Genomic DNA, 25,529 nt, shown 5'->3' with positions numbered 1-25,529 from the left:
CATGACCACCCAGCTCACCCCGCCCGTCGAGAAGCGGCCCGCAGCGGCCGCGGGCCCCGCACCCGGGACCCGCGGCCCCCGGCGCCCCGGCGCCTGGACCCCCTGGCTCTACCTGCTGCCCGCCCTCGTCGTCCTCGGCGCGCTCCTCGTCTACCCCGTCTACCAACTGGGCCTGATCTCCTTCCTGGAGTACACCCAGGCCCAGGTCAGCGGCGGCGAACCCACCTCGTTCCAGGGGTTCGGGAACTACGCGACGCTCTTCTCCGACCCCCAGTTCCGGCAGGTCCTCCTCGCCACCGTCGTCTTCGCCGCCGCCTGCGTCGTCACCACCCTCGCCGTCGGCTGCGCCCTCGCGGTCCTCCTCACGCGCGTGCGTGCCCTGCCCCGGCTCGTCCTGATGCTGGCCGCGCTCGGCGCCTGGGCCACCCCCGCCGTCACCGGCTCCACCGTCTGGGTCTTCCTCTTCGACCCCGACTTCGGCCCCGTCAACCGGCTCCTCGGACTCGGCGACTTCTCCTGGACGTACGGGCGGTACAGCGCCTTCGCCCTCGTCCTGCTCGAAGTCGTCTGGTGCTCCTTCCCGTTCGTGATGGTCACCGTCTACGCGGGCATCCGGGCCGTCCCGACCGAGGTCCTGGAGGCCGCCGCCCTCGACGGCGCCTCGCAGTGGCGGATCTGGCGCTCGGTCCTGGCGCCGATGCTCCGGCCCATCCTGGTCGTCGTCACGATCCAGTCGATCATCTGGGACTTCAAGCTCTTCACCCAGATCTACGTGATGACGAACGGCGGCGGCATCGCCGGCCAGAACCTCGTCCTCAACGTGTACGCCTACCAGAAGGCCTTCGCCTCGTCCCAGTACAGCCTGGGCTCGGCGATCGGCGTCGTCATGCTGCTGATCCTGCTGGCCGTGACGCTCGTCTACCTGCGCCTGCTGCGACGCCAGGGAGAAGAACTGTGAGTGCCCTCCGGACACCGGGCGTCAGGCGCCCCGGGCGCCTCGCCGCCGAGGCCGCCGCGCTCCTCGCCGCCGCCGCCACCGCCTTCCCGCTGTACTGGATGGTCCTCTCGGCCCTCAAGCCGGCCGGCGAGATCCAGTCCACGAACCCGCGCCCGTGGACGCTCTCGCCGTCCCTGGACTCCTTCCGGCGCGTCTTCGAACAGCAGGACTTCGGCCGCTACTTCCTCAACTCGCTGATCGTGGCGGTCACGGTCGTCCTCGCCTCCGCGCTCATCGCCTTCCTCGCGGCGACCGCCGTCACCCGGTTCCGGTTCAGGTTCCGGACGACGCTCCTGATCATGTTCCTGGTCGCCCAGATGGTGCCCGTCGAGGCGCTGACCATCCCGATGTTCTTCCTCATGCGGGACTTCGGGCAGCTCAACACCCTCGGCTCACTGATCCTGCCGCACATCGCGTTCTCCCTGCCGTTCGCGATCTGGATGCTGCGCGGCTTCGTGCGGGCGGTTCCGGAGGCCCTGGAGGAGCAGGCGCAGATCGACGGCGCGAGCCGCACCCGGTTCCTGTGGCAGATCCTCTTCCCGCTGGTCTTCCCGGGCCTGGTCGCCACCAGCGTCTTCTCGTTCATCTCCACCTGGAACGACTTCCTCTTCGCGAAGTCGTTCCTCATCAGCGACACCTCGCAGTCGACGCTGCCCATGGCCCTGCTCGTCTTCTTCAAGCCCGACGAGAACGACTGGGGAGGCATCATGGCCGGTTCGACCGTGATGACCGTCCCGGTGCTCGTCTTCTTCGTACTCGTACAGCGCCGCCTGGTCTCGGGCCTCGGCGGGGCGGTGAAGGACTGACGCGATGACCCACCCCATGGACCTGATCCCGGCGCCCCTGTCGGTCGAGGGGCCGTACCGCTGCGGCTTCCTCCTCGACCGCCGGACGACCCTGTGCGCCGCCCCCGGCACCGAGGACACCGAGCGCTGGCTGCGGACCGCGCTCGGCGCCGCCCTCGCGCTCCCGCTGCGGAGCACCGACGACGGGAACGCCACCAACAGCGTCCGGCTGCGGATCGACGACACCCTCGCCCCCGAGGCGTACCGGCTCGACGTCCTGACGAACCGGGTCGCCGTGATCACCGGAGGCGGTCCGGCCGGCGTCTTCTGGGGCGCCCAGACCCTCCGCCAGCTCCTCGGCCCCGAGGCCTTCCGCAAGGCGCCCGTGAAGGAGAAGCCGGTCGCGGCCCTGGTGGCGCAGACGATCGAGGACGCCCCGCGGTTCGGCTGGCGCGGCCTCATGCTCGACGTCTCCCGGCACTTCACGGCCAAGGACGACGTCCTGCGCCTGCTCGACCTCCTCGCCGCCCACAAGCTGAACGTCTTCCACTTCCACCTCACCGACGACCAGGGCTGGCGCATCGAGATCGAGCGCCACCCCCGGCTCACCGAGGTCGGCTCCTGGCGGGCCCGCAGCAAGTGGGGCCACCGGGCCTCGCCGCTCTGGACCGACACCCCGCACGGCGGCTTCTACACCCGGGACGACATCCGCGAGATCGTCGCGTACGCCGCCGAGCGGCACATCACGGTCGTCCCCGAGATCGACCTCCCCGGCCACTCGCAGGCCGCCATCGCCGCGTACCCCGAACTCGGCAACACCGACGTCGTCGACACCGCCGCGCTCACCGTCTGGGACACCTGGGGCGTCAACCCGAACGTCCTCGCCCCCACCGAACAGGTCCTCCGCTTCTACGAGGGCGTCTTCGAGGAGGTCCTGGAGCTCTTCCCGTCCCCCTTCGTGCACGTCGGCGGCGACGAGTGCCCCAAGGACCAGTGGAAGGCCTCCCCGGCCGCCCAGGCCCGCATGAGGGAACTCGGCCTCGCCGACGAGGACGGGCTGCAGTCCTGGTTCGTCCGCCACTTCGACCGCTGGCTCACCGCCCGCGGACGCCGTCTGATCGGGTGGGACGAGATCCTGGAGGGCGGACTCGCCGAGGGCGCGGCCGTCTCCTCCTGGCGCGGCTACGCGGGCGGGATCGCCGCCGCGGAGGCCGGGCACGACGTCGTCATGTGCCCCGAGCAGCACGTCTACCTGGACCACCGCCAGGCGCCCGGCGAGGACGAGCCGATGCCCATCGGATACGTCCGGACCCTGGAGGACGTCTACCGCTTCGAGCCCGTCCCGCCCGGCCTCTCCGCGGAGGCCGCCGCCCACGTCCTGGGAACGCAGGCCAACGTCTGGACCGAGGTGATGGAGAACCGCTCCCGCGTCGACTACCAGGTCTTCCCCCGCCTCGCCGCCTTCGCCGAGGTCGCCTGGTCCGCGCTCCCCGCCCCCGAGGAGCGCGACTACACCGGTTTCGAGCGCCGCATGGACACCCACTACCGGCGCCTGGACGCCCTCGGCGTCGACTACCGGCCCCCCGCCGGACCCCTGCCCCGGCAGCGGCGCCCCGGGGTCCTCGGCAGGCCCCTGGAGGGAACGCCCCCGAACGTGTGAGGCCCTTCGCGGCCCCGTCACCCGGGAGCGGCGAACCCCGCCGCCCAAGAGCGGCGAAACGGAACTCCCCGCCGCTCCCGGGACGTCCCGGACGGAACAGTCCTTCGCGGACCCTCGCGCCGGACGGCTCGGAAGATGTGCCAGAGTTGCCACGTCCGGCCTGTGAGCACGTACGGTACGCCCACACGCAGGCGCGACGGCCGGGCACAGTCGGGGACCGCCGGGACACCGGGAAGGGGCAGCGGGTTGACCACGCACGCACCACAGACGGCGCAGGCCGTGACGCTGCCCGCCTCGCTCGACGAGGCCGTCGCGGCGCTCACGGCCATGCCGGCGGCCGTCCCCGTCGCCGGCGGCACCGACCTCATGGCCGCCGTCAACAAGGGCCAGCTCAGGCCCGCCGGGCTCGTCGGCCTGAGCCGCATCAACGAGATCCGCGGCTGGCAGTACCAGGACGGCCACGCCCTCCTCGGCGCCGGCCTCACCCACGCGCGCATGGGCCGCCCCGACTTCGCCGCCCTCATCCCGGCCCTCGCCGCCGCCGCCCGCGCGGCCGGGCCGCCGCAGATCCGCAACGCCGGCACCCTCGGCGGCAACGTCGTCACCGCCGCGCCCACCGGCGACTCGCTGCCCGTCCTCGCCGCCCTGGAGGCCGACCTCGTCGTCCTCGGGCCGCTCGGCAGCCGCGAGATCCCCGTCTCCCACCTGCTCGCGGGCCGCGACCTGCTCGCCCCCGGCGAACTCGTGGGCTTCGTCCGGGTGCCGCTGCTCCACGCCCCGCAGGTCTTCCTCAAGGCCACCGGCCGCACCGGCCCGGCCCGCGCCACCGCCTCCGTCGCCGTCGTCCTCGACCCGGCCCGGCGCGGGGTGCGCTGCGCGGTCGGCGCCGTCGCGCCAATGCCGCTGCGCCCCCTGGAGGCCGAGCGCTGGATCGCCTCGCTGGTGGACTGGGACAACGACCGGGGGCTCGCGCCGGAGGCGCTGACGGCGTTCGGCGAGTACGTCGCCGCCGCCTGCATCCCGGACCCGCAAGGGGGCGAGCAGCTGCCCCCGGCCGTACTGCACCTGCGGCGCACCGTCGCCGCACTCGCCCGACGGGCACTGGGGAGGGCACTCGCGTGAGCAGCGACGAACAGCAGGGCAACCAGGGCGGCTGGGAGCCGATCCCGAAGAGCGAGGGCTACGACGGCGACGCGACCGCCTTCGTGCAGCTCCCGCCGGACTTCATGCTGGACGGCGTCCCCCTGGAGGCGCCCGGCCACGACTACGTGCCGCCGATGATCACCCCGCTCCAGCCGCTCGTCCCGCCCCCGGCGACCGACCCGGCGGCCACCGGCAGCTGGCCGGCCCACCCGCCGGTGGAGGCGGAGCCGGTACGGCCGTACTTCGAGCACGCGCAGGGCCAGGACCGGAGCCACGAGCCGGAACGGGGTTACGGGCAGGGCCGGGACCAGGGGTACGAGGCCGGGCAGCCGCAGGGCTTCGAGCAGCCCCAGGACTACGAGCGGCCCCAGGGCTTCGAGGGCGACCGGAACGGCTTCGAGTACTTCGAGCAGCAGGGCGAGCCCTTCGTCCGGCCCGAGCCCTTCGACCGGCCCGAGTACGGCGGGCAGGACCCGCACGCGACGGCCGAGTGGCGCTTCACGGAGCCGGCGGAGCCCGCCCCCGTCCCGGAGCCCGCCCCCGGTGATACGGGCCAGTGGCAGATCCCCGCCGAGGCCCCGGCGACCCTCCCGGGCGGCGCGCCCGCGCCCTGGGCGCTCCCGGAGGAGCCGGAGCCCGGGGCCGGGCCCGAGCCGGAGGCCGCCGAGGCCGCCGAGGACGCGGCCCCGGAGGCCGTACAGGACGCTCCCGGGGCCCCGGACGCCCCCGGGGCGGACCCGGCTCCCGAAGCGGCCACGGAGGCCGTGCAGGACGCCCCCGGAGCCGTGGAGGACGCCCCCGTACCGGACGCTCCCGAAGCGGACGCCGCCCCCCGTGCGGACGCCGGTCTCCGCGCGGAGACCGTCCTGGACACGGACGTTCCCGAACCCGTGCCCGCCGTCGCGGCGGAGGTGCACGCCTCCACCGACAGCGACGAGCACCCCCACACCTCGTACGCCCTCCGGGTCAACGGCGTGGACCGGCCCGTCACCGGTTCCTGGATCGGGGAGTCGCTGCTCTACGTCCTGCGCGAGCGCCTCGGGCTCGCCGGGGCCAAGGACGGCTGCTCGCAGGGCGAGTGCGGCGCGTGCAACGTGCAGGTCGACGGGCGGCTCGTGGCCTCCTGCCTGGTCCCCGCGGCGACCGCCGCCGGGAGCGAGGTGCGGACGGTCGAGGGCCTGGCGGTCGACGGCGAACCCTCCGACGTGCAGCGGGCCATGGCCCGGTGCGGCACCGTCCAGTGCGGCTTCTGCATCCCCGGCATGTGCATGACCGTGCACGACCTCCTGGAGGGCAACCACGCCCCCACCGAACTGGAGACCCGCCAGGCGCTCGCCGGCAACCTGTGCCGCTGCTCCGGCTACCGGGGCGTCCTCGAAGCCGTGAAGGACGTCGTCGCCGAGCGCGAGGCCGGTGCCGCGGCCCATGCGCCCGAGAGCGCCGACGACGCCCGCATCCCGCACCAGATCCCGCACCCGCACGACGGAGGCAAGGCGTGAGCAGCGACGCGACCACCGCCGTTCCCACGGCCACGGTCACGGACGTCCCCGGACCCCTCGGTCCCTTCGGGCAGGAGCCGGCCCCCCACGGCCTCGGCACCTCCCTCCCGCAGGCCGACTCCCGGGCGAAGGCGGAGGGCACCTTCCCGTACGCCTCCGACCTGTGGGCCGAGGGCCTGCTGTGGGCCGCGATCCTGCGCTCCCCGCACCCGCACGCCCGGATCGTCTCGGTCGACACCTCCGCCGCCGTCGCCATGCCGGGCGTACGGGCCGTGGTGACGGCCGCCGACGTGCCGGGCGCGGCCACCTACGGGCGCCGGGTCGCGGACCGGCCCGTCTTCGCCTCCGACCTGGTCCGGCACCACGGCGAGGCCCTGGCGGCCGTCGCCGCCGACCACCCCGACACGGCCCGGCTCGCCGCCGCCGCCATCGCCGTCGAGTACGAGGTCCTCGAACCGGTCACCGACCCGGAGAAGGCGTTCGCGGCCGAGCCGCTGCACCCCGACGGGAACCTGATCCGGCACATCCCGCTCCGCTTCGGCGACCCGGAGGCGACCGGCGAGGTCGTCGTCGAGGGCCTGTACCGGATCGGGCGCCAGGACCCGGCGCCGATCGGCGCCGAGGCCGGTCTCGCCGTCCCGCGCCCCGACGGCGGCGTCGAGCTCTACACGGCCTCCACCGACCCGCACACCGACCGCGACCTGGCCGCCGCCTGCTTCGGCCTCCTGCCCGAGCAGGTCAAACTGGTCGTCACCGGCGTCCCGGGCGCCACCGGCGACCGCGAGGACCCGGGCTTCCAGATCCCGCTGGGCCTGCTCGCGCTGCGCACCGGCTGCCCGGTCAAACTCACCGCCACGCGCGAGGAGTCCTTCCTCGGCCACGCCCACCGCCACCCCACCCTGCTGCGCTACCGCCACCACGCGGACGCGGAGGGGCGGCTGGTGAAGGTGGAGGCGCAGATCCTGCTCGACGGCGGCGCGTACGCCGACTCCTCGTCCGAGTCCCTGGCGGCGGCCGTGGCCTTCGCCTGCGGCCCGTACGTCGTCCCGCACGCCTTCGTCGAGGGCTGGGCCGTCCGCACGAACAACCCGCCGTCCGGCCACGTGCGGGGCGAGGGCGCCATGCAGGTGTGCGCCGCGTACGAGGCGCAGATGGACAAGCTCGCGGCCAGACTGGGCGTGGACCCGGCCGAGCTGCGCATGCGGAACGTCATGGCGACCGGCGACCTCCTGCCCACCGGCCAGACGGTCACCTGCCCGGCCCCGGTCGCGGAACTCCTCTCCGCCGTACGGGACTTCCCGCTGCCGCCGCTGCCCAAGGACACCCCCGAGGGCGAGTGGCTGCTGCCCGGCGGCCCCGAGGGCGCGGGCGAACCCGGCGCGGTGCGGCGGGGCGTGGGCTACGCGCTCGGCATGGTCCACATGCTCGGCGCGGAGGGCACCGACGAGGTCTCGACGGCGACCGTACGGGTCGCGGACGGGGCGGCCACGGTCATCTGCTCGGCCGTGGACACCGGTTCGGGCTTCGCCACGCTCGCCCGCCAGATCGTGCAGGAGACCCTGGGCATCGACGAGGTCCACGTCGCGCCCGTCGACACCGACCAGCCGCCCGCCGGACCGGCCGCCCACGGCCGGCACACCTGGGTCTCGGGCGGGGCCGTCGAGCGGGCCGCGAAGATGGTCCGCACCCAGCTCCTCCAGCCCCTCGCCCACAAGTTCGGCATGTCCACCGAACTGCTCCAGATCACCGACGGCAAGATCACCTCGTACGACGGCGTCCTGTCCACGACGGTCACCGAGGCGATGGACGGCAAGGAGCTGTGGGCCACCGCCCAGTGCCGCCCCCACCCCACCGAACCCCTGGACGACGCGGGCCAGGGCGACGCCTTCGTGGGCCTCGCGTTCTGCGCGATCCGCGCGGTCGTGGACGTGGACGTCGAACTCGGCGCCGTACGGGTCGTGGAGATGGCCGTCGCCCAGGACGTCGGCCGGATCCTCAACCCGGCCCAGCTCGCCACCCGCATCGAGGCGGGCGTCACGCAGGGCGTCGGCGCGGCCCTCACCGAGAACCTGCGCACCGCCCGCGGCCTGGTCCGCCACCCGGACTTCACCGGCTACGCCCTCCCGACCTCCCTGGACGCCCCGGACGTCCGGATCGTGAAGCTGGTCGAGGAGCGCGACGTGGTGGCCCCCTTCGGCGCCAAGCCCGCGAGCGCCGTCCCCGTCGTCACCTCGCCCGCCGCGGTCGCGGCGGCGGTCCGCGCGGCCACCGGCCGCCCGGTCAACCGCCTCCCGATCCGCCCCCAGGCGGCGGTGGCGGCGCCCAACGCGTAGGACCCGCCCGGACCTCCTCCGTACCGGCACCGGCACGGAGGAGGCCCGCTCACTCCCCGTACACCGGCATCGCCGCGATCCGGCCGCCCCGGACGAGGAAGACGCGGTTGCCTCCGCTCGCCATCCGGTAGGTGCCCCCGCCCGGCATGGTGACGGAGAAGAGGGGGGTGCCGGTCTCCTTGTAGACGGCCCTGAGGTAGCTGCTGTCGGGGGCGTGGAGCCAGACCGTCGCGCCCTCCACGGCCGGGGGAGCGAGCGTGCCGGGGCCCTTGCCCTCCAGGTCCACCTGCCACGTCTTGTCGTCGCCGAGGTAGGCCGACGAGCTGTTGTAGCGGTGGGCGCGGGCGGCGTTGACCGCGAAGACGGTGAAGCCGTCCGCGACGGGGGAGCCCCAGCCGACCCCCTTGTCCGCGGCCTCCTCCTTCCAGAGGAGGTCGCCTCGGTCGACGCGGCGGGCGATCAGCGTGGGGCCGCCGAGGTAGACGATGTTGCCGCTGAGGGACGGGAACTGCCCGCCGGTGCCGTGACCCGTGAACTCCCAGGCCTTCTCGCCCGTCTCGGTGTCGAGGGCCGTGACCCTGCCGTCCCTGCCGTGGACCACGAGCCGCCCCTCGCCCACGAGGGCCCGCGCGGGGCCGTTCGGGGAGCGGGGCGAGGCCATGGGGCGGGTCCAGGCGGTGGCGGGGGTCCAGGCGTCGACGGCCCGCACCTCGTTCTCCTTCGTCACCAGGTAGACGCGGGTGCCGTCCGACGCGAGAACGGCGGCCGCGTCGGACCCGCTCCGCCAGACGGACCGGCCGGTGGAGGCGACGAACGCGCACAGGGCGCCGCTCCCGTCCACGCCGACGACCATCCGGTCCGCGACGGAGACGAAACCGGCGCCCGCGTCGACCTCCTCCGCCCGCCACCGCTCCGTCCCGTCCGTGACGGACAGGGCGAGCAGGCCGCCGCCCTTCGCCCGTACGACCACCACGTCCCGTACCGGCAGGGGCGGTTCGTCCCCGGGCGCCGGCCCGTCGACCGGGCCCCACAGGGGGTCGGGGGCCTCGCCCGGCCCGAGGTCGACGGCCGAGACGAAGGCGGCCTCGGGGGTCGCCGCGGCCGGGGGCACGTCCGCGGTCGACACCTCCCCGCCCCGGTTCAGCCACCAGGCGCCCGCCCCGCCGCCCGCGCCCAGGACCGCCACGCCCACGGCCGCGCCGGCGAGGAAGCGCCGCCGGGACGGCCCGCCGGACCCCGGTGCGGTGGCGTCGGCGGGCGCCGCCAGGCGCTTCACCTCGGCCTCGCGCCGCTTGACGTCCTCCGCGAGCGGCCCCTTGCGCCACACCCGGTCCGCGCCCTTCGGCGGCGCGAAGGCCGCGGCGATCCGCGCGGACGCCGGACGCAGCGCCGGGTCCTTCGCCAGGCACGGGGCGATCAGCTCCCGCAGCTCCGGCGGCACCCCGCCCAGGTCCGGGGCGCCGTGCACCACCTCGTACTGGAGCGCCGCCACGTGCGCGCCGTCGAAGGCGCGCCGCCCGCTCGCCGCGTACACCAGGACCGCGCCGAGCGAGAAGACGTCGGCGGGCGGACCGACGCGCTGCCCGAGGACCTGCTCCGGGGCCCCGTACCCCGGCGTGACCGGGATCTGGCCGGTGGTGGTGAGGGTGAGGCCGTGCTCGGGGCGGGCGATGCCGAAGTCGATGATCCGGGGGCCGGTCGCGGTGAGCACGATGTTCGCGGGCTTCAGGTCGCGGTGGACCAGCCCTGCGGCGTGGATGTCGTACAGCGCCCGGGCGAGCCGGTCGGCGAGCGCGCGGACCGCCGGCGGCTCCATCGGTCCGTACGCGCGGACGGCGTCGTCCAGGGTCGGCCCGGCGAGGAACTCGGCCGCGATCCACGGCCGCCCGCCCTCCGTGTGCGCCCCCAGGATCCGCGCCACGCCCGTGCTCGTGACCGCCCGCGCCATGTCCGCCTCGCGGACGAACCGCCGGGCGAGGTGCGGGTCGTGGGCGAGCTCGGGGTGGAGGACCTTGACGGCGGCGGGCGTCCCGGCGCCGTCCCGGCCGACGTACACCTTGCCCATGCCGCCCTCGCCGAGGACGCCGAGGAGCCGGTACGGGCCGAGCCGGAGCGGGTCGCCGGGGGCGAGGGGCCGAGGGGTCATGGGGATGCTTCCGGGTAGGGGATCTTTTTCGGGGAGGGGGCGGACGGGTCCGGGTCCGGGTCCGGGTGCGTCAGGCGAACGGGAGGGAGACCACGGTCGTCCCTCCCGCCCCGAAGAGCCGGGTCCTCCCCTTGTCGGTCACGAAGCGGCTCGCCTCCGTCCGGAACACCCAGTCCGAGCGGTAGCCGTCCAGGGCGACCGCGTTCAGACCGCCCCGCACGGGCGTGTACACGTACTTCTCGCCGACCACGGGCGTGGCGAAGAAGTACGGGGCCAGGGGGCGCCCGGACGGCGCCTCCGCCCGGTGCCTGCGGCCGTTGTCGGCCCCGACGGACACCAGGCCGGGGGTCTCCCTCTTCTCCTGCGCGTGGACGAGGCCGTTCGCGACGGCCGGCACCCCGTACGAGGTGGTGGCGGAGCCGGAGCCGTAATCCCAGGCGACGGAGCCGTCCGTGAGGCGCAGGGCCCGCAGCCGGTCGCCGCCCAGGTAGACGTGCCGCTCGTCGGTCACCAACTGGCCGGGGATGTACGAGGCGGAGTCCTTCAGGGGCAGCCGCCGCCGCCACAGCTGCCGGCCGGTGCGCAGGTCGCGCGCCTGGACCAGGAAGGAGTCCCCGTCGTCGCTGTTCTTGCCGAGGACCAGCCGGTCGCCGACGATCCGGGAGAGCCAGGGCCGGACGTTGCCCCAGGCGTACGGCTGCCGCCACAGCTCCCGGCCCGCGCGCACGTCGACGGCGATCAGGTGCCAGCCGGTGTCGTCCCGGTCCCCGGAGACGTCCCAGTCGCCCCGCCGGGAGGACGCGAAGAGCACGCCGTCGGAGGCGGCGAGGAGTTCCGTCCCCTTGTAGGAGCCCTCGAAGCCCTTCAGGTCGACCGTCCGGGCCGTCTCCGCGCCGGTGCGGGCCGCGCGCGTACGGAGGTGGAGGACGCCGGGACCCTCGAACTCGCCGCTCGACAGGTAGAAGACCGTGCCGTCGGTGGTGATCTGGGAGGGCTCCATCACCGCGCTCTCGGACCAGAGCACGGTGCCGTCGCGCATGTCGAGCGCCCGGAACTCCGTGGTCTCGGCGAAGCCGACGACGCCGTCCGCGACCAGCGGGGTGATCCGCTGCTCGCGGTCGAACGCCCTCCCCTGCCACAGCGGCGCGGGCGCCCCGTCCGCGGCCGTCGGGGCGGGGACGGCGGTGGGCCCGCCGGAGCCGCCCCCGGTGCCGGTCCCGGCGCCGCCGTCCCGCGTGCTCCGCCACGCCCAGAGGCCGCCGCCCGCGCCCGCCGCCCCGAGCAGGACGGCGCCGCCCGCCGAGAGGAGCCGGCGGCGGGAGAGCGGGGTCGCGGCGGCGGGCACGGTCTGCGCCGCGGCGGCCCCCTCCGGGGCCGGGAGCCGGTGCGGGGCGTGCAGCCACACGTCGGTCGCCCGGCGCCCGATGTCGGCGAGCACCAGCGGGGGCAGGTGGTCCGCGAACTGCCCGTGCCCGTCGTGCAGGCGCTCCACGAGGACGGCGGGGGCGGGCCGGGCCGCCGGGTCCTTGGCGAGGCACGCCGCCAGGAGCGGCAGCAGCGCCTCCGGCACGCCGGTGAGGTCGGGCTCGGCGTACCGCACGCGGTACAGCAGGTCGGCGGGGGAGCCCGTGCCGAAGGGGCCGCGGCCGGTGGCCGCGAAGACGAGGACGCCGGCGAGCGCGAACACGTCGCCCGCCGGGGTGTGCTCCTGCCCGCTCGCCTGCTCCGGGGACATGAACGCCGGGGTGCCGGCCGCCGCCCCCGTGCGCGTGAGGCGGTCGTCGCCGGCCGCGCGGGCGATGCCGAAGTCGATGACCTTCGGGCCGTGGGCGGTGACGAGGACGTTCGAGGGCTTCAGGTCGCGGTGGACCACGTCCGAGGAGTGCAGCTGGGCGAGGGACCCGGCGAGCGCGGCGCCCAGGGCGCGGACGGTCGGCTCGGGCAGCGGGCCGCCGAGCGCGACGGCGTCGTCCAGGGGCGGCCCGAGGACGTACTCGGTGGCCAGCCAGGGGGTTTCGGCCAGCGGGTCGGCGTCCACGACGGCCGCGCCGTGGCGCGCGCCGATGATCCGCGCGGCGTCCGTCTCCAGCCGGAACCGGCTGCGGAAGACGGGATCGGCCGCGAGCCGGGCGTGCACGGTCTTGAGGGCCACGGTCCGGCCGCCCGGGGTGCGCGCCAGGTAGACCGTTCCCATGCCGCCGGAGCCGAGGCGGGCGAGGAGACGGTACGCGGCGACGGCGGCCGGGTCGTCGTGGGTCAGGGGCGACAGCATGAGGTCGGGTCCGTGCGATCTTCAGGCGTGTACGGGGACGGTGGCGGCCTGCCCGGGGAGCGGCGGCAGTTCGGCGGCGAGGAGTTCGGCGGACTGGCGGGCGAGCGCGGCGACCACCCGGCCGGGCAGCCATCCGGGCGCGAGCGGGGAGGTGCCGGGCACGGGCGGGGCGAACGCGGCCGCCAGGGCGGCGGCGGTGGGCCGCTCCGCGGGGTCGCGGGCCAGACAGGCGGCGACCACCGGCCGCAGCCCGGGCGGGAGTTCGTCACGTTCGGGCACGGTGTGCCCGGTGGCGGCGTACGCGAGGACGGCACCGAGCGCGAACACGTCCCCCGGCGGGCGCGGCCGCCCTCCGGCCGCCTGCTCGGGGGCGAGGGCGCCGGGGTCGATTCCGGGGCGTCCGGCGCGCGGCTCGCCGTCGGGCCCGGCGGCCCGTACCGCCCCGAAACAGCCGAGGAGCGGCCCGCCGGCGGCGATCAGCACGGCGGCGGGGGAGACCCCGGCGTGCGCGAGGCCCCCCGCGTGCACGCCGGCGAGCGTCTCGGCGAGCACGCACCCGAGCCCCCGCACGACGCCCTCGGGCAGCGGCCCGCCGTGGACGGAGAGGGCGACGGGGAGGGGGAGGACGGGGAGGTAGGGGGTGGCGTACCAGGCGAGGGTGGGCCCGGCTCCGGCTCTGGGCAAGGGCCCCGACACCTCCGCCACCGGAGCGATCCACGGCCCCGCCACATGGCGCCCCGCCTCCGCCTCCGCCGCGAAGCGGGCCGGGTCGGCGCCCGGCAGCGGGGTGCTCAGCAGGACCGTGCGCCCGTCCCGGCCGCGGGCCACGAAGCGGCGGCAGGGGGCGGTGGAGCCGGGCGGATCGAGGCGGGTGATCAGCCGGTACGGCCCGATCTCCCGCGCGGACTCCCGCTGCGTGCGCGCCTGCTCCACCGGCTCGTCTCCCCCGTCGCTCCGACGCCCCGGGGCCACCGGGGCGGGAACGAGCCTACCGAGAAGGCCGACTCCGGCCACGGGAGGGTTGTCATGGAGCGGCGGTCAGAGCCGAAGAGACGCGGTCACGGTGTCCACTTCTCCAGCAGGCCGCCCGAGCAGGCCGGGCAGGGGATCTTGAGCGCGCGCCCGCATGTTCCACACCCGGCGAAGCCGCCGCAGTCCGGGCACCAGACGGAGCGCTTGCCGCAGCAGTAGCCGCACAGGTCCCCGAACGACCAGATGGACCAGGGCTTCTCACCACCCGTACGACCGGCCCGGGGGACCCGGTGCTTCCGTTCAGGCGGGGCCGTCATACGGCTTCGTCCTCGGCGCCGCCGGCCTTGGCCGTGATCTCGGGCTCGAAGACCCGGCGCAGAACCAGGCTGATCGCGCACTCGGCCTCGTGGTTGCACTCCCAGCAGTCGGCCGCGTGGAAGAGCCAGAGGATGCGGGCGCCGAGCGCGCTCATGTACCGGGGCGCGCACGTGAGGCACGCGTACAGGCTCCAGCCGATCCCGTCCCGGGGCTCGATGCGCCGGATGACGATCGGCTGGTCGGTGATCTGCCCGCAGTCCGAGCACATCCGAACCGGCTTCTGACGACGCCGAGGGCTTCTGCTCATGCCCAGGCTCCCTGGAAGTCGATGCCGACCGTGGCGAGGAACAGGGCGGTGCGCCGGTCACGCTGACGCCGGCGCTCCTGGTCCTCCTCGAACCGGACGTAGTACGGACGAACCAGCGCCACGTCTTCACCACGCAGGTACCGGGGCTCACGGGGGGAGCGGAGGGCGGGGAGCCCCACAGGGACGGGCTTGCGCGTGATGAGAAGCCGCCGCGTCGGGGAAGCCGCGGGAGGGATAGGGCCATTCGCCGGCCTGTCGGCGCAGGCCCGGCGCGTGCCCGTGGAGGGCATGAGCCAGGCCAGGAAGAGGGCAAGTACGCTACGCACGTCGGTCACTCCTTGGGTGATCGGCCACGCCCCCGGACCGGTCGCACGGTCGCGGGGGTCTTCTGTTGTCACTCCCCAGAGCATACGCGTGTATGCGTATTTGCGTATACGCGGTCGCGTGGAAACGCAGATACGCGGACGCTGCCGTTATGGATCTCGACCGCAGCAAGCCCGTATGGCCCCAGGTGGCAGACGAACTGCGCCGCCGACTGGACGCCGGGGAGTGGGAGCCCGGATCGCGCTTCCCTCCCGTGAACCAGTTGGCTGCCGAGCTGGACGTGGTGCCGTCGACCGTTCAGAAGGCCGTGGTCGCCCTGCGCGAAGAGGGACGCCTGCGTACCGAGCTGGGCCGGGGCTCGTTCGTGACGGGCGGCAAGGAGTAACGGCGGCGCGCTCAGTGCCCCTCGGGGTGCCTGCGCATCAGGACGTTGCAGTCGGACACCGTGGTCATGTCGCCGCCTCGCCGAGCACGAGCGCGCACATCGGCCAGCTCGGCGCATCCGGCGCATCCGTCGACGGGGGCGGGCTCCGGCTCGTTCGTGCGGTCCGGCAGTACCACCGGAGCACTCGGGTAAGTCTTGGGTGTGGTGATCGACTTGGCCATGCCCGCTCCTAGCGTCGTCTGGGTGACGACCACGCTAGGAAGCCGGAGAGGCCGGATCCAAGCGAGTTCTACGTGGTTGCACGCGAGTTCTCAGCTCAGCGCTTTCAGGGCGTTCGTGATCAGAGCACGGGCCTCTGCCCCGTACACCGCCATCTTGTGCAGCTCCGTGAACGCCTTGAGGTAGAGGGCGATCTCACTGGGCGCGGTGACGGTGATCTTTGCCGACAGGAGTTCCACCAAAACCTGCCGGTCGTCGTAGAGGTTGAAAGACTCCAGCGTCCACATACCGGTCCTGGGGCGCCCGGAAGGGATGATCCCGAGGGAGACGGCGGGCAGCGACATGACCGACAGCAGGTGTCCGAGCTGGCCGGCCATGCACTCGGCGTCCCCGATCTGGTACCGGAGGACGGACTCCTCCAGCAGCATGGTGAAGCGGTGGTCTCCTTCGTAGAGGACGCGGGCACGCTTCATGCGGCTTTCCACGGCAGCTTCGAGGTCATCGGGGATGTCGTGGAACTTTCCGACAGTACGCAACAGCGCCGTGGCATACGCCGGCGTCTGGAACAGGCCCGGGACCAAGAAGGACGCATACGCACGTCGGCGCCTGGTCCGGTCGTTGAGCTTGCGGGAGGCTTCCTGCATGGGCAGGAGACCACCACGTTGGATTCGCTTCCACTCCACGTACGCGGCCTCGGCGGTCCGGGAGCGTGCGATGAGGTCGGCGGCCTGGTCGTCGGTGCCGCATGCCGTACACCAAGCGCGAATGTCCTGGTCCGAAGGGGCCGTGACGCCGTTCTCCACCCGCGACACCTTGGACTTGTGCCACCCGCACCGGGCGGCCAGTTCGTGGCCGTGGAGGCCGGCGTCCTTCCGAAGCTCCTTGAGCCGCTCAGCCACGGCGGTACGAGCCTGAGCGGCGCTGGAGGACTGGGGGATGGGCATGGACTACGTCACCGTGCTCAGATCGCGAACTCCTCGTGCGGGATGGCGAGTTTCCAAACCGCCTTGAAGGCATCAGAGCAGAGCCGCACGGTTGCCGGGTCGTCGTTCAGCTCGTGTCCGATCACGGCTCCGTCCCCGGACAGGTGGCCGAAGCGGATCAGGCGGTCATCGAAGAGCCAGAAGTCCGTTCCGGGCAGGGCCAGGCCGGTAGCCAGCCGACGAGGGAGCCAGCGAACTTCCTCACCGGCCGCCAGGTTCACGAAGGTGCTGGCGTGCTCGAACCGGATGTACTCGGAGGGCGGGAGGGACACGATCCGGGCCCGCTGTACCCGTACGCCCCGCCGAACCGCCGACTGGATCATCTCCGTCCAGGGCCGCGCGTTCTCCACAGCGTCGGGCGCGATGGTGCGGTGCTCCCGCCATGCGGCGAACTCCGCTGCCTCCGACTCCACCCCGTAGTGATCCCGCATCTCCACGCGAACCACGGAGTGCCGGGCATCCGCGAGGAGGTCAGAGAACGCGGGCACGTTCCTCTGCGTCATCGAGGGCCTTCCTGATCAGCGGCGCCATGCGGGCCGGAATCCTGACGACGGCCTCCGTGTCGGGGATGCTCCCCACCTGTCGGCATTCCGCTTCGGTCGCCTCATCGGCCTTCCAGCCCTGGAAGACCAGGTCTGCCGTTGCGTCGTCCACGAACACGGACGGGCAGTCCTCCAACTTACTGTTGGGGTCCTTGCCGAAGAAGGTTAGAGCCATGGTCTTGCTCCCTGACTACTCGGTTGCGTCTGGTTGCACGAGCGTCGTCCGCTCCACCAAGCACGGTCAAGAGCGCTCTCGGCCAGTCCAAGCACCGCGCACGGCGTCACCCGTCGGCACCGGTGTGCGCCGGCCCCGAGTCGTAGCGGTCGAGGAACTCGTCCGGCGGGACGTCGAGCGCGTGCAGGCGGGAGAACACCTCTGTGCCCGCGCCCACCTCCTCGTCGCCGTCGGAGATCCGGTAGACCTGCACCATGTCCAGGATCTCGTAGCCGCCCTCCCCGGCGTACCCCTCCGCCTCCCGCTCGGCCAGCTCGACGGCCTCGTCGAGGGACCGCGCCCGGAACAGCACGACGCGCTCCTCGTAGGGGCGGCTCTCCGGGCTCGGCCACCGGTAGAAGGTCCTGGCGCCGTACCACGCCATCGGTTCTCTCCTCATCGCCGGTCCGCCGCATCCCCTCGCACGAAACCTTGATCATCGTCCAGGGGGTCCGCCCGCGCAACGAGTTTCGCCCCGGCCCGCGCACGACGACGGCCCCGGACCGAAAGGACCGGGGCCGTCGAAGGGACGTGGAGACCGTGGCGGGAATCGAACCCGCGTAACTCGCTTTGCAGGCGAGTCCCTGAACCACTCGGGCACACGGTCCTGTGACGAACTGGTACGACCGTAGGGGGCGGTCCGAGGAGGGCTCAAGGGTTCGCGGGGCCGTGCCACGCGACTGCCACACTCCCGCAACACTCCGTTCGCGGTCGTAGGACCGAGGACCGAGTGATCGCCGGACTTCCGACAGGGGTCATTCAGGTCTACACCTCTTACTCTGGGGGGATGAGCGCCCTCGAACCCCGAGACGCCGGCACCGACGCCGCCGTCGTCCCGAGCCCCGGAACCGGACCCCGTGCCGACCAGCCCGCCGACAGGGGGTCCGTCCTCGACCCGGCCCACCGGGCGCTCAGCATCGGCATCGTCTCCGTCGTCCTGCTCATCGCCTTCGAGGCGACCGCCGTCGGCACCGCCATGCCCGTCGCCGCCCGCGAGCTGAACGGCGTGTCCGTCTACGCCTTCGCCTTCTCCGCGTACTTCACCACCAGCCTCTTCGGCATGGTCCTGGCCGGCCAGTGGTCCGACCGGAACGGCCCGCTCGCGCCCCTCACCGCCGGCATGTCCGCCTTCGCCGCCGGGCTGCTCCTCTCCGGGACCGCCGGCGCCATGTGGACGTTCGTCCTCGGCCGGGCCGTGCAGGGCCTCGGCGGCGGCCTCGTCATCGTCGCCCTGTACGTGGTCGTCAGCCGCGCCTACGACGAGCACCTCAGGCCCGCGATCATGGCCGCCTTCGCCGCGAGCTGGGTCGTCCCCTCCGTCGTCGGCCCGCTCGCCTCCGGCACGATCACCGAGCACCTGGGCTGGCGCTGGGTCTTCGTCGGCATACCGGCCCTCGTCGTCCTGCCGCTCGCCCTCGCCCTCCCCGCGATCCGCCGCACCGCCTCCGGCCCCGCCGACCCGGAGGCGCCCGCCGCCCCCTGGGACCGGCGCCGGATCCGGCTGGCGCTCGGCATCTCCGCCGGTGCCGGGCTCCTCCAGTACGCCGGGCAGGAACTGCGCTGGCCGTCCCTGCTGCCCGCCGCCGCGGGCGCCGCGCTGCTCGTGCCCGCCGTGCGGGGGCTGCTGCCGCGCGGCACCTACCGGGCCGCCCGCGGCCTGCCCTCCGTCGTCCTGCTGCGCGGGATCGCCGCCGGGTCCTTCATCGCCGCCGAGTCCTTCGTGCCCCTGATGCTGGTCACCCAGCGGGGCCTGAGCCCCACCCTCGCCGGGCTCTCCCTGGCCGTCGGCGGCCTCACCTGGGCGCTCGGCTCCTGGATCCAGTCCCGGCCGTGGACGGAGCCGTACCGGGAACGCCTCGTCGTCCTCGGGATGGTCCTGGTCGCGCTCGCGATCGCGACGGCCCCGAGCGTCCTGATCACCGCCGTGCCCGTGTGGACCGTCGCGGTGGCCTGGGCCTTCGGCTGCCTCGGCATGGGCGCGGTGATCTCCTCCACGAGCGTGCTCCTCCTGAAGCTCTCCGCCCCCGAGGAGGCGGGCGCGAACTCCGCCGCCCTCCAGATCTCCGACGGCCTCTCCAACGTCCTGCTCCTCGCCTCCGGCGGCGCCGCCTTCGCGGCCCTCGGCGGCGGCGCGGTGGGCCACGCGGTCACCTCCCACACGGCCGCCACCGGCTCCCACCCGGCCGCCTTCGCGGCGGTCTTCCTGCCGATGGCGGGGGTGGCGGCGGCGGGGGCGTGGGTCGCCACGCGGTTGCACGGGGAGCCGGTACGGTCCGGAGACCCGAAAGCCCCCTGACACCACGTGGTACCGCGCGGTACCATGGCGTCATGGCTGGTCTCAACGTCAGGTTCACCGAGGAAGAGCTGGACGCCCTGCGCGAGCGGGCCGAGGCGGAAGGGCGCAGCATGCAGTCCTTCGCGCACGACGCCGTGATCCGGGCCATAAACGAGCACTCCCGCCTCTTCAACGAGGCGGCCGAGCACGTGCTGAAGGTCAGTGAGGAGCTGAACCGGAGGCTCGCGTGACGTACTACCTCACGCTTCCCGAGGTCCTGAACCTCGCGCAGCGGCTCGGCGCGGACGAAGTGCGGGACTACGGCCTCCTCGACTCCGCCCTGGCGCGTCCGCAGTCGAGCGTATTCGGCCAGGACGCCTACCCGGACGTCTGGCAGAAGGCCGCGGCGCTCATGGAATCGCTCGCCCGCAACCACGGACTCGTGGACGGGAACAAGCGCATCGCCTGGTACGCGACCTGGGTCTTCCTCCACATGAACGGGCATCCGCTGGACTCGGCCTTCGACGTCGACGAAGCGGAGGCGTTCGTCCTGGACGTCTGCCAGGGCGCCCTCGACGTCCCCAAGATCGCCGCGCAGCTGCCCCGGTTCGCGCGCTGACCGCTCCGACGTGAGCTGAATCGCACCCGGAGGGGAGACCCCCCGGTCGGGTACGAGGTCCGGGCCGGGCCGCCGGTAGGGTGGCCCGGTTGTCATATCTGGACGAGCGTCGAACCGGAGATCGTGACTACCACCGCCCCCTCCTCACACCACCTCTCTCCCGCCTTCCCCGGCCGCGCCCCCTGGGGCACCGCCGGCAAGCTGCGCGCCTGGCAGCAGGGCGCGATGGAGAAGTACATCCAGGAGCAGCCCCGCGACTTCCTCGCGGTCGCCACCCCCGGAGCCGGCAAGACCACCTTCGCGCTGACCCTCGCCTCGTGGCTCCTGCACCATCACGTCGTGCAGCAGGTGACCGTGATCGCGCCCACCGAGCACCTGAAGAAGCAGTGGGCCGCGGCCGCCGCGCGCATAGGGATCAAGCTGGACCCGGAGTACAGCGCCGGGCCGCTCAGCAAGGAGTACGACGGCGTCGCCCTCACCTACGCGGGCGTCGGCGTGCGGCCCATGCTCCACCGCAACCGCTGCGAGCAGCGCAAGACCCTCGTCATCCTGGACGAGATCCACCACGCCGGAGACTCCAAGTCCTGGGGCGAGGCCTGCCTGGAGGCCTTCGAGCCCGCCACGCGCCGCCTCGCGCTCACCGGCACCCCGTTCCGCTCCGACACCAACCCGATCCCCTTCGTCACGTACGAGGAGGGGAACGACGGCATCCGCCGCTCCTCCGCGGACTACACGTACGGCTACGGCAACGCCCTCGGCGACGGGGTCGTCCGGCCGGTCATCTTCCTCTCCTACAGCGGCAACATGCGCTGGCGCACCAAGGCCGGCGACGAGATCGCCGCCCGCCTCGGCGAGCCGATGACCAAGGACGCGATCTCGCAGGCCTGGCGCACCGCCCTCGACCCGCGCGGCGACTGGATGCCGAACGTGCTGCGCGCCGCCGACCAGCGGCTCACCGAGGTCCGCAAGTCCATCCCCGACGCGGGCGGCCTGGTCATCGCCTCCGACCAGGAGTCGGCCCGCGCGTACGCCAAGCTGATCCGCGAGATCACCGGCCACCGCGCCACCCTCGTCCTCTCCGACGACGCGGGCGCCTCGAACCGCATCGACGAGTTCAGCGAGAGCGACGACCGCTGGATGGTCGCCGTCCGCATGGTGTCCGAGGGCGTCGACGTCCCCCGCCTCGCGGTCGGCGTGTACGCCACGACGATCTCGACCCCGCTCTTCTTCGCCCAGGCCGTCGGCCGCTTCGTGCGTTCGCGCAGGCGCGGCGAGACCGCGTCCGTGTTCCTTCCCACGATCCCCAGCCTCCTCGGCTTCGCCAACGAGATGGAGGTCGAGCGCGACCACACCCTCGACCGGCCGAAGAAGGCGGGCGAGGACGAGGACCCGTACGCCGAGTCCGAGAAGGAGATGGCGGAGGCCGAGAAGCAGCAGGACGAGGACACCGGGGAGCAGGACATGCTGCCCTTCGAGGCCCTGGAGTCCGACGCCGTCTTCGACCGCGTCCTCTACAACAGCGCCGAGTTCGGCATGCAGGCCCACCCCGGCAGCGAGGAGGAGCAGGACTACCTCGGCATCCCCGGCCTCCTCGAACCCGACCAGGTCCAGCTCCTCCTCCAGAAGCGCCAGGCCCGGCAGATCGCACACAGCCGCAAGAGGCCGGACAGCGAGGCGGACCTCCTGGAGCTGCCCGCCGAGCGGCGGCCCGTCGTCTCCCACAAGGAACTGCTCGAACTGCGCAAGCGGCTCAACACGATGGTCGGCGCGTACGTGCACCAGAGCGGCAAGCCGCACGGCGTCATCCACACCGAGCTGCGCCGGGTCTGCGGCGGCCCGCCGAGCGCGGAGGCCACCGCCGGGCAGATCCGCGAGCGGATCAAGAAGGTCCAGGAGTGGGCCACGCGGATGCGCTGAGACCCGCGCCGCCCCGGGTACCGGAGGCCCGTACACCGCTGTGTACGGGCCTCCGCCGTCCCGTCCCGCCGTCCCGTCCCGCCGTCCCGTCCCGCCGTCCCGCCGTCCCGCAGTCCCGGCCCGCCCCGCCGCGCCGCGGAACCGGGCAACGGCCGACCCCCGCCGCGCCGCGGAACCGGGCAACGGCCGACCCCCTCCGCGCGCCCCGCACGACATAGCCGCTCTTGTCCGCCGAAGTCCTTCCTCCGGCCGACCAAGGCCCCGAACCGTCTTCATCCGGTCGCCGGCGCCCGGATTCTGGACGAGGTCTTCCGCTGAGCGGAGCGGGTCGCTACTGTCCCGGCTCAAAAGCATTCGCCCCGTGGCAGCGCCGCCGCGGAGCGCAGCCGGTGTACCCCTTCCTGCCGGCGGCCTCTGACGTGCGTCGCCGCGGGACCGGCGAGGCAACCCCGTGAGAGTCCCGCCTCCATCTCACTCCGAAGGAGAGGGCGTCGTGACCGCGGAGACCTCCCAGACGCTCGACCGGGGACTCAGAGTCCTCAAACTGCTCGCCGACACCGACCACGGCCTGACCGTCACCGAGTTGTCCAACAAACTCGGCGTCAACCGGACCGTGGTCTACCGCCTCCTGGCCACGCTCGAACAGCACGCCCTGGTCCGCCGCGACCTCGGCGGCCGTGCCCGCGTCGGCCTCGGCGTGCTGCGGCTCGGGCGCCAGGTGCACCCCCTGGTGCGCGAGGCGGCGCTGCCCGCGCTGCGCTCGCTCGCCGAGGACATCGGGGCGACGGCCCACCTCACCCTGGTCGACGGGGCGGACGCGCTCGCGGTCGCGGTCGTCGAACCGACCTGGACCGACTACCACGTCGCCTACCGGGCCGGTTTCCGCCACCCGCTGGACCGGGGCGCGGCCGGCCGCGCGATACTCGCCGCCCGCCAGGGCGGCCTGACCGAGCCGGGCTACACCCTCACCCACGGCGAACTGGAGGCCGGCGCGAGCGGCGCCGCCGCCCCCCTGGTCGGCGTGACGGGCGTCGAGGGCAGCGTCGGCGTCGTCATGCTCGCCGACGCCGTCCCCGAACGCGTCGGCCCGAGGGTGGTGGACGCGGCCCGCGAGGTCGCGGACGCGCTGCGCTAGGGCGCGCGGCGGCCGGTACGGGCGTACGGCGACGGTACGGGCACGGGCGTACGGGGCGGGCTCCGTCGCCGCGGCCGCCCCGGTCGCGTCCCGGCCCGTGCGGCCCTGTCCGCCCCTCCGGTACCGGCGCCGGTACGGGCTGCCCCCCGGCCCCGTACCCCCGCCCCGGCGCCCCCGGCCCCGTACCCCCGCGCGTCCCAGTAGATTGGGGGCGTGCTCTCCCGTCTCTCCCGTCCCCGTGCCCTCGCGCTCTGTGCGCTGCCCGTCGCCGCGCTCTTCGCCGTCGTCGGGTTCGCGCCGCTGCCGTTCGCGATCGCGCAGCCCGGTACGACCGCCGACGTACTGGGCGAGGACAAGGGGAAGCAGGTCATCACGGTCACCGGCGCCCCGGTCCGGGAGACCGAGGGGCAGTTGCGGATGACGACGATCCTGGCGACCGGCCCGTCCGCGGACATCCGCTTCGGGGACGTGGCCGACGCCTGGTTCCGCACCGACCGGGCCGTCCTGCCGAAGGGCTCCGTCTACCCCTCGGGGAAGTCGGACGCGGAGGTCGAGAAGCACAACCTCGGGCAGATGAAGCAGTCGCAGGACGCGGCCGCCCTCGCCGCCCTCGGCTATCTGAAGAAGGACCCCGAGCAGGTGAAGGTGACCCTGCACCTCGCCGACATCGGCGGGCCCAGCGCGGGCCTGCTCTTCTCCCTCGGCATCGTCGACAAGCTCGACGGCGACGGGGACGGCGGCGACCTCACCGGCGGCCGGACCGTCGCCGGCACGGGCACGATCGCGCCCGACGGGAAGGTCGGCGCCGTCGGCGGGGTCTCCCTCAAGACGCAGGCCGCAGCCCGGGACGGCGCCACCGTCTTCCTGGTGCCGAAGGCGGAGTGCTCGGACGCGGAGGCCGAGCTGCCGAAGGGGATGCGGCTGATCCCCGTCACCGCCCTCGGCGACGCGGTGGCCTCCCTCAGGGCCCTGGAGCAGGGGCAGGAGTCGAAGGTCCCGTCCTGCTGACCCCCTCGGGCGGGGTGGGCGCGGGCATGGCGTCCATCTCCCGCCACGCCGGGAACACCAGCGGCGAGAGCGTCGCCAGGAAGTAGAGCGCCCCGATCCCGAGCAGCGTCGCCGCCAGGCCGGCCCGCTCGACCAGGAGGCCCGCCGCGAGGCCGCCCAGCGGGGTCGTGAGCAGCACCCCCGCCGTGCTCGCGCCCATGACCCGGCTGCGCAGCCCCTCGGGGACCCGTTCGTACATCACCGTGGACAGGATCGGGTTGAGCACCCCGACGCCGAACCCGGACGCCGCGAGGGTCACCAGGAGCGGGGCGGTGGTGTCGGTGAGCGCGGCCACCACGTACGGCGGGGCGCCGCCGACCAGGAACCCGGCCGCGAACACGGCCCGGCGCGGGAAGCGCTCCCCGAACGCCCCGTACAGCAGCGCCCCGACGAGGGCGCAGCCGCCGAAGACCGAGACCAGCAGGCCCTGCGCGGCGGGACCGCCCAGCTCCTCCCGGGCGTGCACCGGGAGCAGGACCGAACTCCAGCTCTGGCTCAGGCCGTTGGTCACCATCACCATCACGGTGATGCCGAGCAGCAGCCGGGAGCGGAACAGGAAGGAGTACCCCTCGCGCAGGTCGGCCCGGTAGCGGGCGGGGGAGAGGGGCGGGCCGTCGCGCACCGGCTCCGCCGCGGGCACCCCGCGCAGCCCGGTCAGGACGAGCAGCGCGGAGAGGACGAAGGTCGCGGTGTCGAGGAGCAGGACCGTGTCGGCGCCCAGGAACGCGACGAGCAGCCCGGCGACGGCGGCACCCGTCATCCAGGCCCCGCGCGACACGGCGTCGTACAGGCCGGCGGCCCGGGTGAGCGGGGTCCCGGCGCGCCCGGCCAGGTCGGGGACCAGGACGCGCCGGGCCATCTCGCCGGGCGCGTGGCACAGGCCGTTGACCGCCATCAGGGCGCACAGCATCCAGAACCGCAGGACCCCGGTGTGGTGCAGGAGAGGGATCGCGGCGAGCGCCAGGCCGCAGACCAGGTCGGAGACGACGCTGACCCGGCGGCGGCCGAGCCGGTCGACGACCGGGCCGCCGGCGAGGGCGGAGACGAGGACGGGCAGGGCGGCGCAGAAGGCGACGAACCCGGCCTTGCCGGGGCTTCCCGTGGTCTCCAGGGCGAACCACGGGACCCCGATGAGGGTGAGCGAACTGCCGGTGATCGAGACGGCGTTGGCGGCCAGGACGGTGGCCAGTGGCCGTACGTCCCCTTTCTCCCTGCCTCCCCTCGGAGCGGTCATGCGGCCAGGCTGACCGGGCGGTCGGCGGGCGTCGCGAGCCGCAGCCCCAGCTCGACCAGGTGCCAGCCGAGTTGGACGCGGAGGGCGGGGGACTTCCTCACGGGGTGCGGGCGTTCGGCGGCGCGGTGGGCCTCGGCGGCGGTCAGGGCGTGCAGCTGGAGGTGGATGTCGGCGTGCATGTGCGTGGTCCTTCCGTGTGCGTA

26 protein-coding genes and 1 tRNA gene are annotated in these 25,529 nt (G+C 74.0%); 13 read left to right on the top strand and 14 right to left on the bottom strand.

The window, feature by feature from the left end; all coding sequences use genetic code 11:
• Position 1: 1 nt before the first annotated feature.
• The 6 genes from OO47_RS17680 to OO47_RS17655 all read left to right on the top strand — a co-directional run bounded on the left by OO47_RS17680 (position 2) and on the right by OO47_RS17655 (position 8,417).
• Positions 2-958, top strand: a complete 957-nt coding sequence (locus OO47_RS17680) for a carbohydrate ABC transporter permease (protein ID WP_030209953.1) — start codon at positions 2-4, stop codon at positions 956-958.
• Positions 955-1,803, top strand: coding sequence for a carbohydrate ABC transporter permease (locus tag OO47_RS17675; protein ID WP_030209961.1), 849 nt, complete (start codon positions 955-957; stop codon positions 1,801-1,803). Before OO47_RS17680 ends, OO47_RS17675 begins: the two co-directional genes overlap by 4 nt.
• Positions 1,804-1,807: 4 nt before the next feature.
• Positions 1,808-3,442 (top strand): beta-N-acetylhexosaminidase, encoded by a 1,635-nt coding sequence (locus tag OO47_RS17670; RefSeq protein WP_030209962.1) that lies wholly within the window; start codon positions 1,808-1,810, stop codon positions 3,440-3,442.
• A gap of 246 nt (positions 3,443-3,688) precedes the next feature.
• Positions 3,689-4,564: an FAD binding domain-containing protein gene (locus tag OO47_RS17665; RefSeq protein ID WP_030209964.1), complete on the top strand. Its 876-nt coding sequence runs from the start codon at positions 3,689-3,691 to the stop codon at positions 4,562-4,564.
• On the top strand, positions 4,561-6,084 hold the full coding sequence (locus OO47_RS17660; protein WP_030209967.1) for a 2Fe-2S iron-sulfur cluster-binding protein: 1,524 nt from the start codon (positions 4,561-4,563) through the stop codon (positions 6,082-6,084). Before OO47_RS17665 ends, OO47_RS17660 begins: the two co-directional genes overlap by 4 nt.
• Complete coding sequence (locus OO47_RS17655; RefSeq protein WP_030209970.1) at positions 6,081-8,417, top strand: xanthine dehydrogenase family protein molybdopterin-binding subunit; 2,337 nt, start codon at positions 6,081-6,083, stop codon at positions 8,415-8,417. The genes OO47_RS17660 and OO47_RS17655 overlap by 4 nt, the downstream gene beginning before the upstream one ends.
• Positions 8,418-8,466: 49 nt before the next feature.
• Here the strand turns inward: OO47_RS17655 and OO47_RS17650 are convergent, their stop codons facing one another.
• The 6 genes from OO47_RS17650 to OO47_RS38450 all read right to left on the bottom strand — a co-directional run bounded on the left by OO47_RS17650 (position 8,467) and on the right by OO47_RS38450 (position 14,554).
• The gene (locus OO47_RS17650) at positions 8,467-10,563 is read right to left on the bottom strand and encodes a serine/threonine-protein kinase (protein WP_030209973.1); all 2,097 of its coding nucleotides are present in this window, start codon (positions 10,561-10,563) and stop codon (positions 8,467-8,469) included.
• Positions 10,564-10,633: 70 nt separating this feature from the next.
• Positions 10,634-12,835 (bottom strand): protein kinase domain-containing protein, encoded by a 2,202-nt coding sequence (locus OO47_RS17645; RefSeq protein ID WP_051715651.1) that lies wholly within the window; start codon positions 12,833-12,835, stop codon positions 10,634-10,636.
• A 21-nt stretch (positions 12,836-12,856) separates the two neighbouring features.
• Entirely contained in the window at positions 12,857-13,768 is a 912-nt protein-coding gene (locus OO47_RS17640; RefSeq protein WP_030209977.1) for a protein kinase family protein, read from the bottom strand.
• Between the two features lie 125 nt (positions 13,769-13,893).
• Positions 13,894-14,124, bottom strand: a complete 231-nt coding sequence (locus OO47_RS35140) for a hypothetical protein (protein ID WP_033209429.1) — start codon at positions 14,122-14,124, stop codon at positions 13,894-13,896.
• Positions 14,121-14,432, bottom strand: coding sequence for a hypothetical protein (locus tag OO47_RS17630; protein ID WP_078489712.1), 312 nt, complete (start codon positions 14,430-14,432; stop codon positions 14,121-14,123). Before OO47_RS17630 ends, OO47_RS35140 begins: the two co-directional genes overlap by 4 nt.
• Positions 14,429-14,554, bottom strand: a complete 126-nt coding sequence (locus tag OO47_RS38450; protein ID WP_267883697.1) for a hypothetical protein — start codon at positions 14,552-14,554, stop codon at positions 14,429-14,431. The genes OO47_RS17630 and OO47_RS38450 overlap by 4 nt, the downstream gene beginning before the upstream one ends.
• A 353-nt stretch (positions 14,555-14,907) precedes the next feature.
• Here OO47_RS38450 and OO47_RS17620 point away from each other — a divergent pair, with 353 nt between their 5' ends.
• The gene (locus tag OO47_RS17620) at positions 14,908-15,141 is read left to right on the top strand and encodes a GntR family transcriptional regulator (protein ID WP_030209983.1); all 234 of its coding nucleotides are present in this window, start codon (positions 14,908-14,910) and stop codon (positions 15,139-15,141) included.
• 11 nt (positions 15,142-15,152) lie between these two features.
• On the opposite strand, the gene OO47_RS35130 is transcribed toward OO47_RS17620, so the two are convergent.
• The 6 genes from OO47_RS35130 to OO47_RS17595 all read right to left on the bottom strand — a co-directional run bounded on the left by OO47_RS35130 (position 15,153) and on the right by OO47_RS17595 (position 17,706).
• A complete protein-coding gene (locus OO47_RS35130; RefSeq protein ID WP_407696315.1) occupies positions 15,153-15,362 on the bottom strand; it encodes a hypothetical protein in 210 nt (69 codons plus the stop codon).
• Between the two features lie 90 nt (positions 15,363-15,452).
• Complete coding sequence (locus tag OO47_RS17615) at positions 15,453-16,304, bottom strand: helix-turn-helix domain-containing protein (protein WP_030209986.1); 852 nt, start codon at positions 16,302-16,304, stop codon at positions 15,453-15,455.
• A 17-nt stretch (positions 16,305-16,321) separates the two neighbouring features.
• Entirely contained in the window at positions 16,322-16,846 is a 525-nt protein-coding gene (locus tag OO47_RS17610; RefSeq protein WP_030209989.1) for a DUF6879 family protein, read from the bottom strand.
• A complete protein-coding gene (locus tag OO47_RS17605; protein ID WP_030209998.1) occupies positions 16,815-17,060 on the bottom strand; it encodes a hypothetical protein in 246 nt (81 codons plus the stop codon). Before OO47_RS17605 ends, OO47_RS17610 begins: the two co-directional genes overlap by 32 nt.
• A gap of 106 nt (positions 17,061-17,166) precedes the next feature.
• Complete coding sequence (locus OO47_RS17600) at positions 17,167-17,484, bottom strand: hypothetical protein (RefSeq protein WP_051715653.1); 318 nt, start codon at positions 17,482-17,484, stop codon at positions 17,167-17,169.
• Positions 17,485-17,631: 147 nt separating this feature from the next.
• Positions 17,632-17,706: transfer RNA gene (locus OO47_RS17595), tRNA-Cys, on the bottom strand.
• A gap of 180 nt (positions 17,707-17,886) precedes the next feature.
• Here OO47_RS17595 and OO47_RS17590 point away from each other — a divergent pair.
• The 6 genes from OO47_RS17590 (at position 17,887) to OO47_RS17565 (ending at position 24,053) form a co-directional block, all read left to right on the top strand.
• Positions 17,887-19,395 (top strand): MFS transporter, encoded by a 1,509-nt coding sequence (locus tag OO47_RS17590; RefSeq protein ID WP_030210010.1) that lies wholly within the window; start codon positions 17,887-17,889, stop codon positions 19,393-19,395.
• 32 nt (positions 19,396-19,427) lie between these two features.
• Positions 19,428-19,625, top strand: coding sequence for an Arc family DNA-binding protein (locus OO47_RS17585; protein WP_030210013.1), 198 nt, complete (start codon positions 19,428-19,430; stop codon positions 19,623-19,625).
• Positions 19,622-19,993, top strand: a complete 372-nt coding sequence (locus tag OO47_RS17580; RefSeq protein WP_030210020.1) for a type II toxin-antitoxin system death-on-curing family toxin — start codon at positions 19,622-19,624, stop codon at positions 19,991-19,993. Before OO47_RS17585 ends, OO47_RS17580 begins: the two co-directional genes overlap by 4 nt.
• 120 nt (positions 19,994-20,113) lie before the next feature.
• Positions 20,114-21,910 carry a DEAD/DEAH box helicase gene (locus tag OO47_RS17575; RefSeq protein ID WP_033209426.1) on the top strand — a complete coding sequence of 599 codons (1,797 nt, stop codon included), beginning with the start codon at positions 20,114-20,116 and terminating at the stop codon, positions 21,908-21,910.
• 493 nt (positions 21,911-22,403) lie between these two features.
• The gene (locus OO47_RS17570) at positions 22,404-23,045 is read left to right on the top strand and encodes an IclR family transcriptional regulator (RefSeq protein ID WP_030210027.1); all 642 of its coding nucleotides are present in this window, start codon (positions 22,404-22,406) and stop codon (positions 23,043-23,045) included.
• Between the two features lie 213 nt (positions 23,046-23,258).
• The gene (locus OO47_RS17565; RefSeq protein ID WP_030210030.1) at positions 23,259-24,053 is read left to right on the top strand and encodes a S16 family serine protease; all 795 of its coding nucleotides are present in this window, start codon (positions 23,259-23,261) and stop codon (positions 24,051-24,053) included.
• Here OO47_RS17565 and OO47_RS17560 read toward each other — a convergent pair.
• Both OO47_RS17560 and OO47_RS17555 read right to left on the bottom strand, forming a co-directional pair.
• Positions 24,007-25,326: an MFS transporter gene (locus OO47_RS17560; RefSeq protein ID WP_051715654.1), complete on the bottom strand. Its 1,320-nt coding sequence runs from the start codon at positions 25,324-25,326 to the stop codon at positions 24,007-24,009. The two genes, OO47_RS17565 and OO47_RS17560, sit on opposite strands and share 47 nt — an antisense overlap.
• Entirely contained in the window at positions 25,323-25,505 is a 183-nt protein-coding gene (locus OO47_RS17555; RefSeq protein ID WP_030210032.1) for a hypothetical protein, read from the bottom strand. The genes OO47_RS17560 and OO47_RS17555 overlap by 4 nt, the downstream gene beginning before the upstream one ends.
• Positions 25,506-25,529 lie beyond the last annotated feature (24 nt).

The sequence above is a fragment of the Streptomyces bikiniensis genome, from assembly GCF_000716625.1.
GTDB classification, from domain to species: domain Bacteria; phylum Actinomycetota; class Actinomycetes; order Streptomycetales; family Streptomycetaceae; genus Streptomyces; species Streptomyces bikiniensis.
Note: the sequence above shows the minus strand (reverse complement) of the source record. Positions and strands in the feature narration are given on the sequence as shown.

Excerpts from the sequence above, each read along its gene's own strand:
- OO47_RS17680 (WP_030209953.1), top strand. The coding sequence starts at position 2 with ATGACCACCCAGCTCACCCCGCCCGTCGAGAAGCGGCCCGCAGCGGCC.
- OO47_RS17670 (WP_030209962.1), top strand. The coding sequence starts at position 1,808 with ATGACCCACCCCATGGACCTGATCCCGGCGCCCCTGTCGGTCGAGGGG.
- OO47_RS17650 (WP_030209973.1), bottom strand. The coding sequence starts at position 10,563 with ATGACCCCTCGGCCCCTCGCCCCCGGCGACCCGCTCCGGCTCGGCCCG.
- OO47_RS17645 (WP_051715651.1), bottom strand. The coding sequence starts at position 12,835 with ATGCTGTCGCCCCTGACCCACGACGACCCGGCCGCCGTCGCCGCGTAC.
- OO47_RS35140 (WP_033209429.1), bottom strand. The coding sequence starts at position 14,124 with ATGACGGCCCCGCCTGAACGGAAGCACCGGGTCCCCCGGGCCGGTCGT.
- OO47_RS17630 (WP_078489712.1), bottom strand. The coding sequence starts at position 14,432 with ATGAGCAGAAGCCCTCGGCGTCGTCAGAAGCCGGTTCGGATGTGCTCG.
- OO47_RS17620 (WP_030209983.1), top strand. The coding sequence starts at position 14,908 with ATGGATCTCGACCGCAGCAAGCCCGTATGGCCCCAGGTGGCAGACGAA.
- OO47_RS35130 (WP_407696315.1), bottom strand. The coding sequence starts at position 15,362 with ATGGCCAAGTCGATCACCACACCCAAGACTTACCCGAGTGCTCCGGTG.
- OO47_RS17615 (WP_030209986.1), bottom strand. The coding sequence starts at position 16,304 with ATGCCCATCCCCCAGTCCTCCAGCGCCGCTCAGGCTCGTACCGCCGTG.
- OO47_RS17610 (WP_030209989.1), bottom strand. The coding sequence starts at position 16,846 with ATGACGCAGAGGAACGTGCCCGCGTTCTCTGACCTCCTCGCGGATGCC.
- OO47_RS17605 (WP_030209998.1), bottom strand. The coding sequence starts at position 17,060 with ATGGCTCTAACCTTCTTCGGCAAGGACCCCAACAGTAAGTTGGAGGAC.
- OO47_RS17600 (WP_051715653.1), bottom strand. The coding sequence starts at position 17,484 with ATGGCGTGGTACGGCGCCAGGACCTTCTACCGGTGGCCGAGCCCGGAG.
- OO47_RS17590 (WP_030210010.1), top strand. The coding sequence starts at position 17,887 with ATGAGCGCCCTCGAACCCCGAGACGCCGGCACCGACGCCGCCGTCGTC.
- OO47_RS17585 (WP_030210013.1), top strand. The coding sequence starts at position 19,428 with ATGGCTGGTCTCAACGTCAGGTTCACCGAGGAAGAGCTGGACGCCCTG.
- OO47_RS17560 (WP_051715654.1), bottom strand. The coding sequence starts at position 25,326 with ATGACCGCTCCGAGGGGAGGCAGGGAGAAAGGGGACGTACGGCCACTG.
- OO47_RS17555 (WP_030210032.1), bottom strand. The coding sequence starts at position 25,505 with ATGCACGCCGACATCCACCTCCAGCTGCACGCCCTGACCGCCGCCGAG.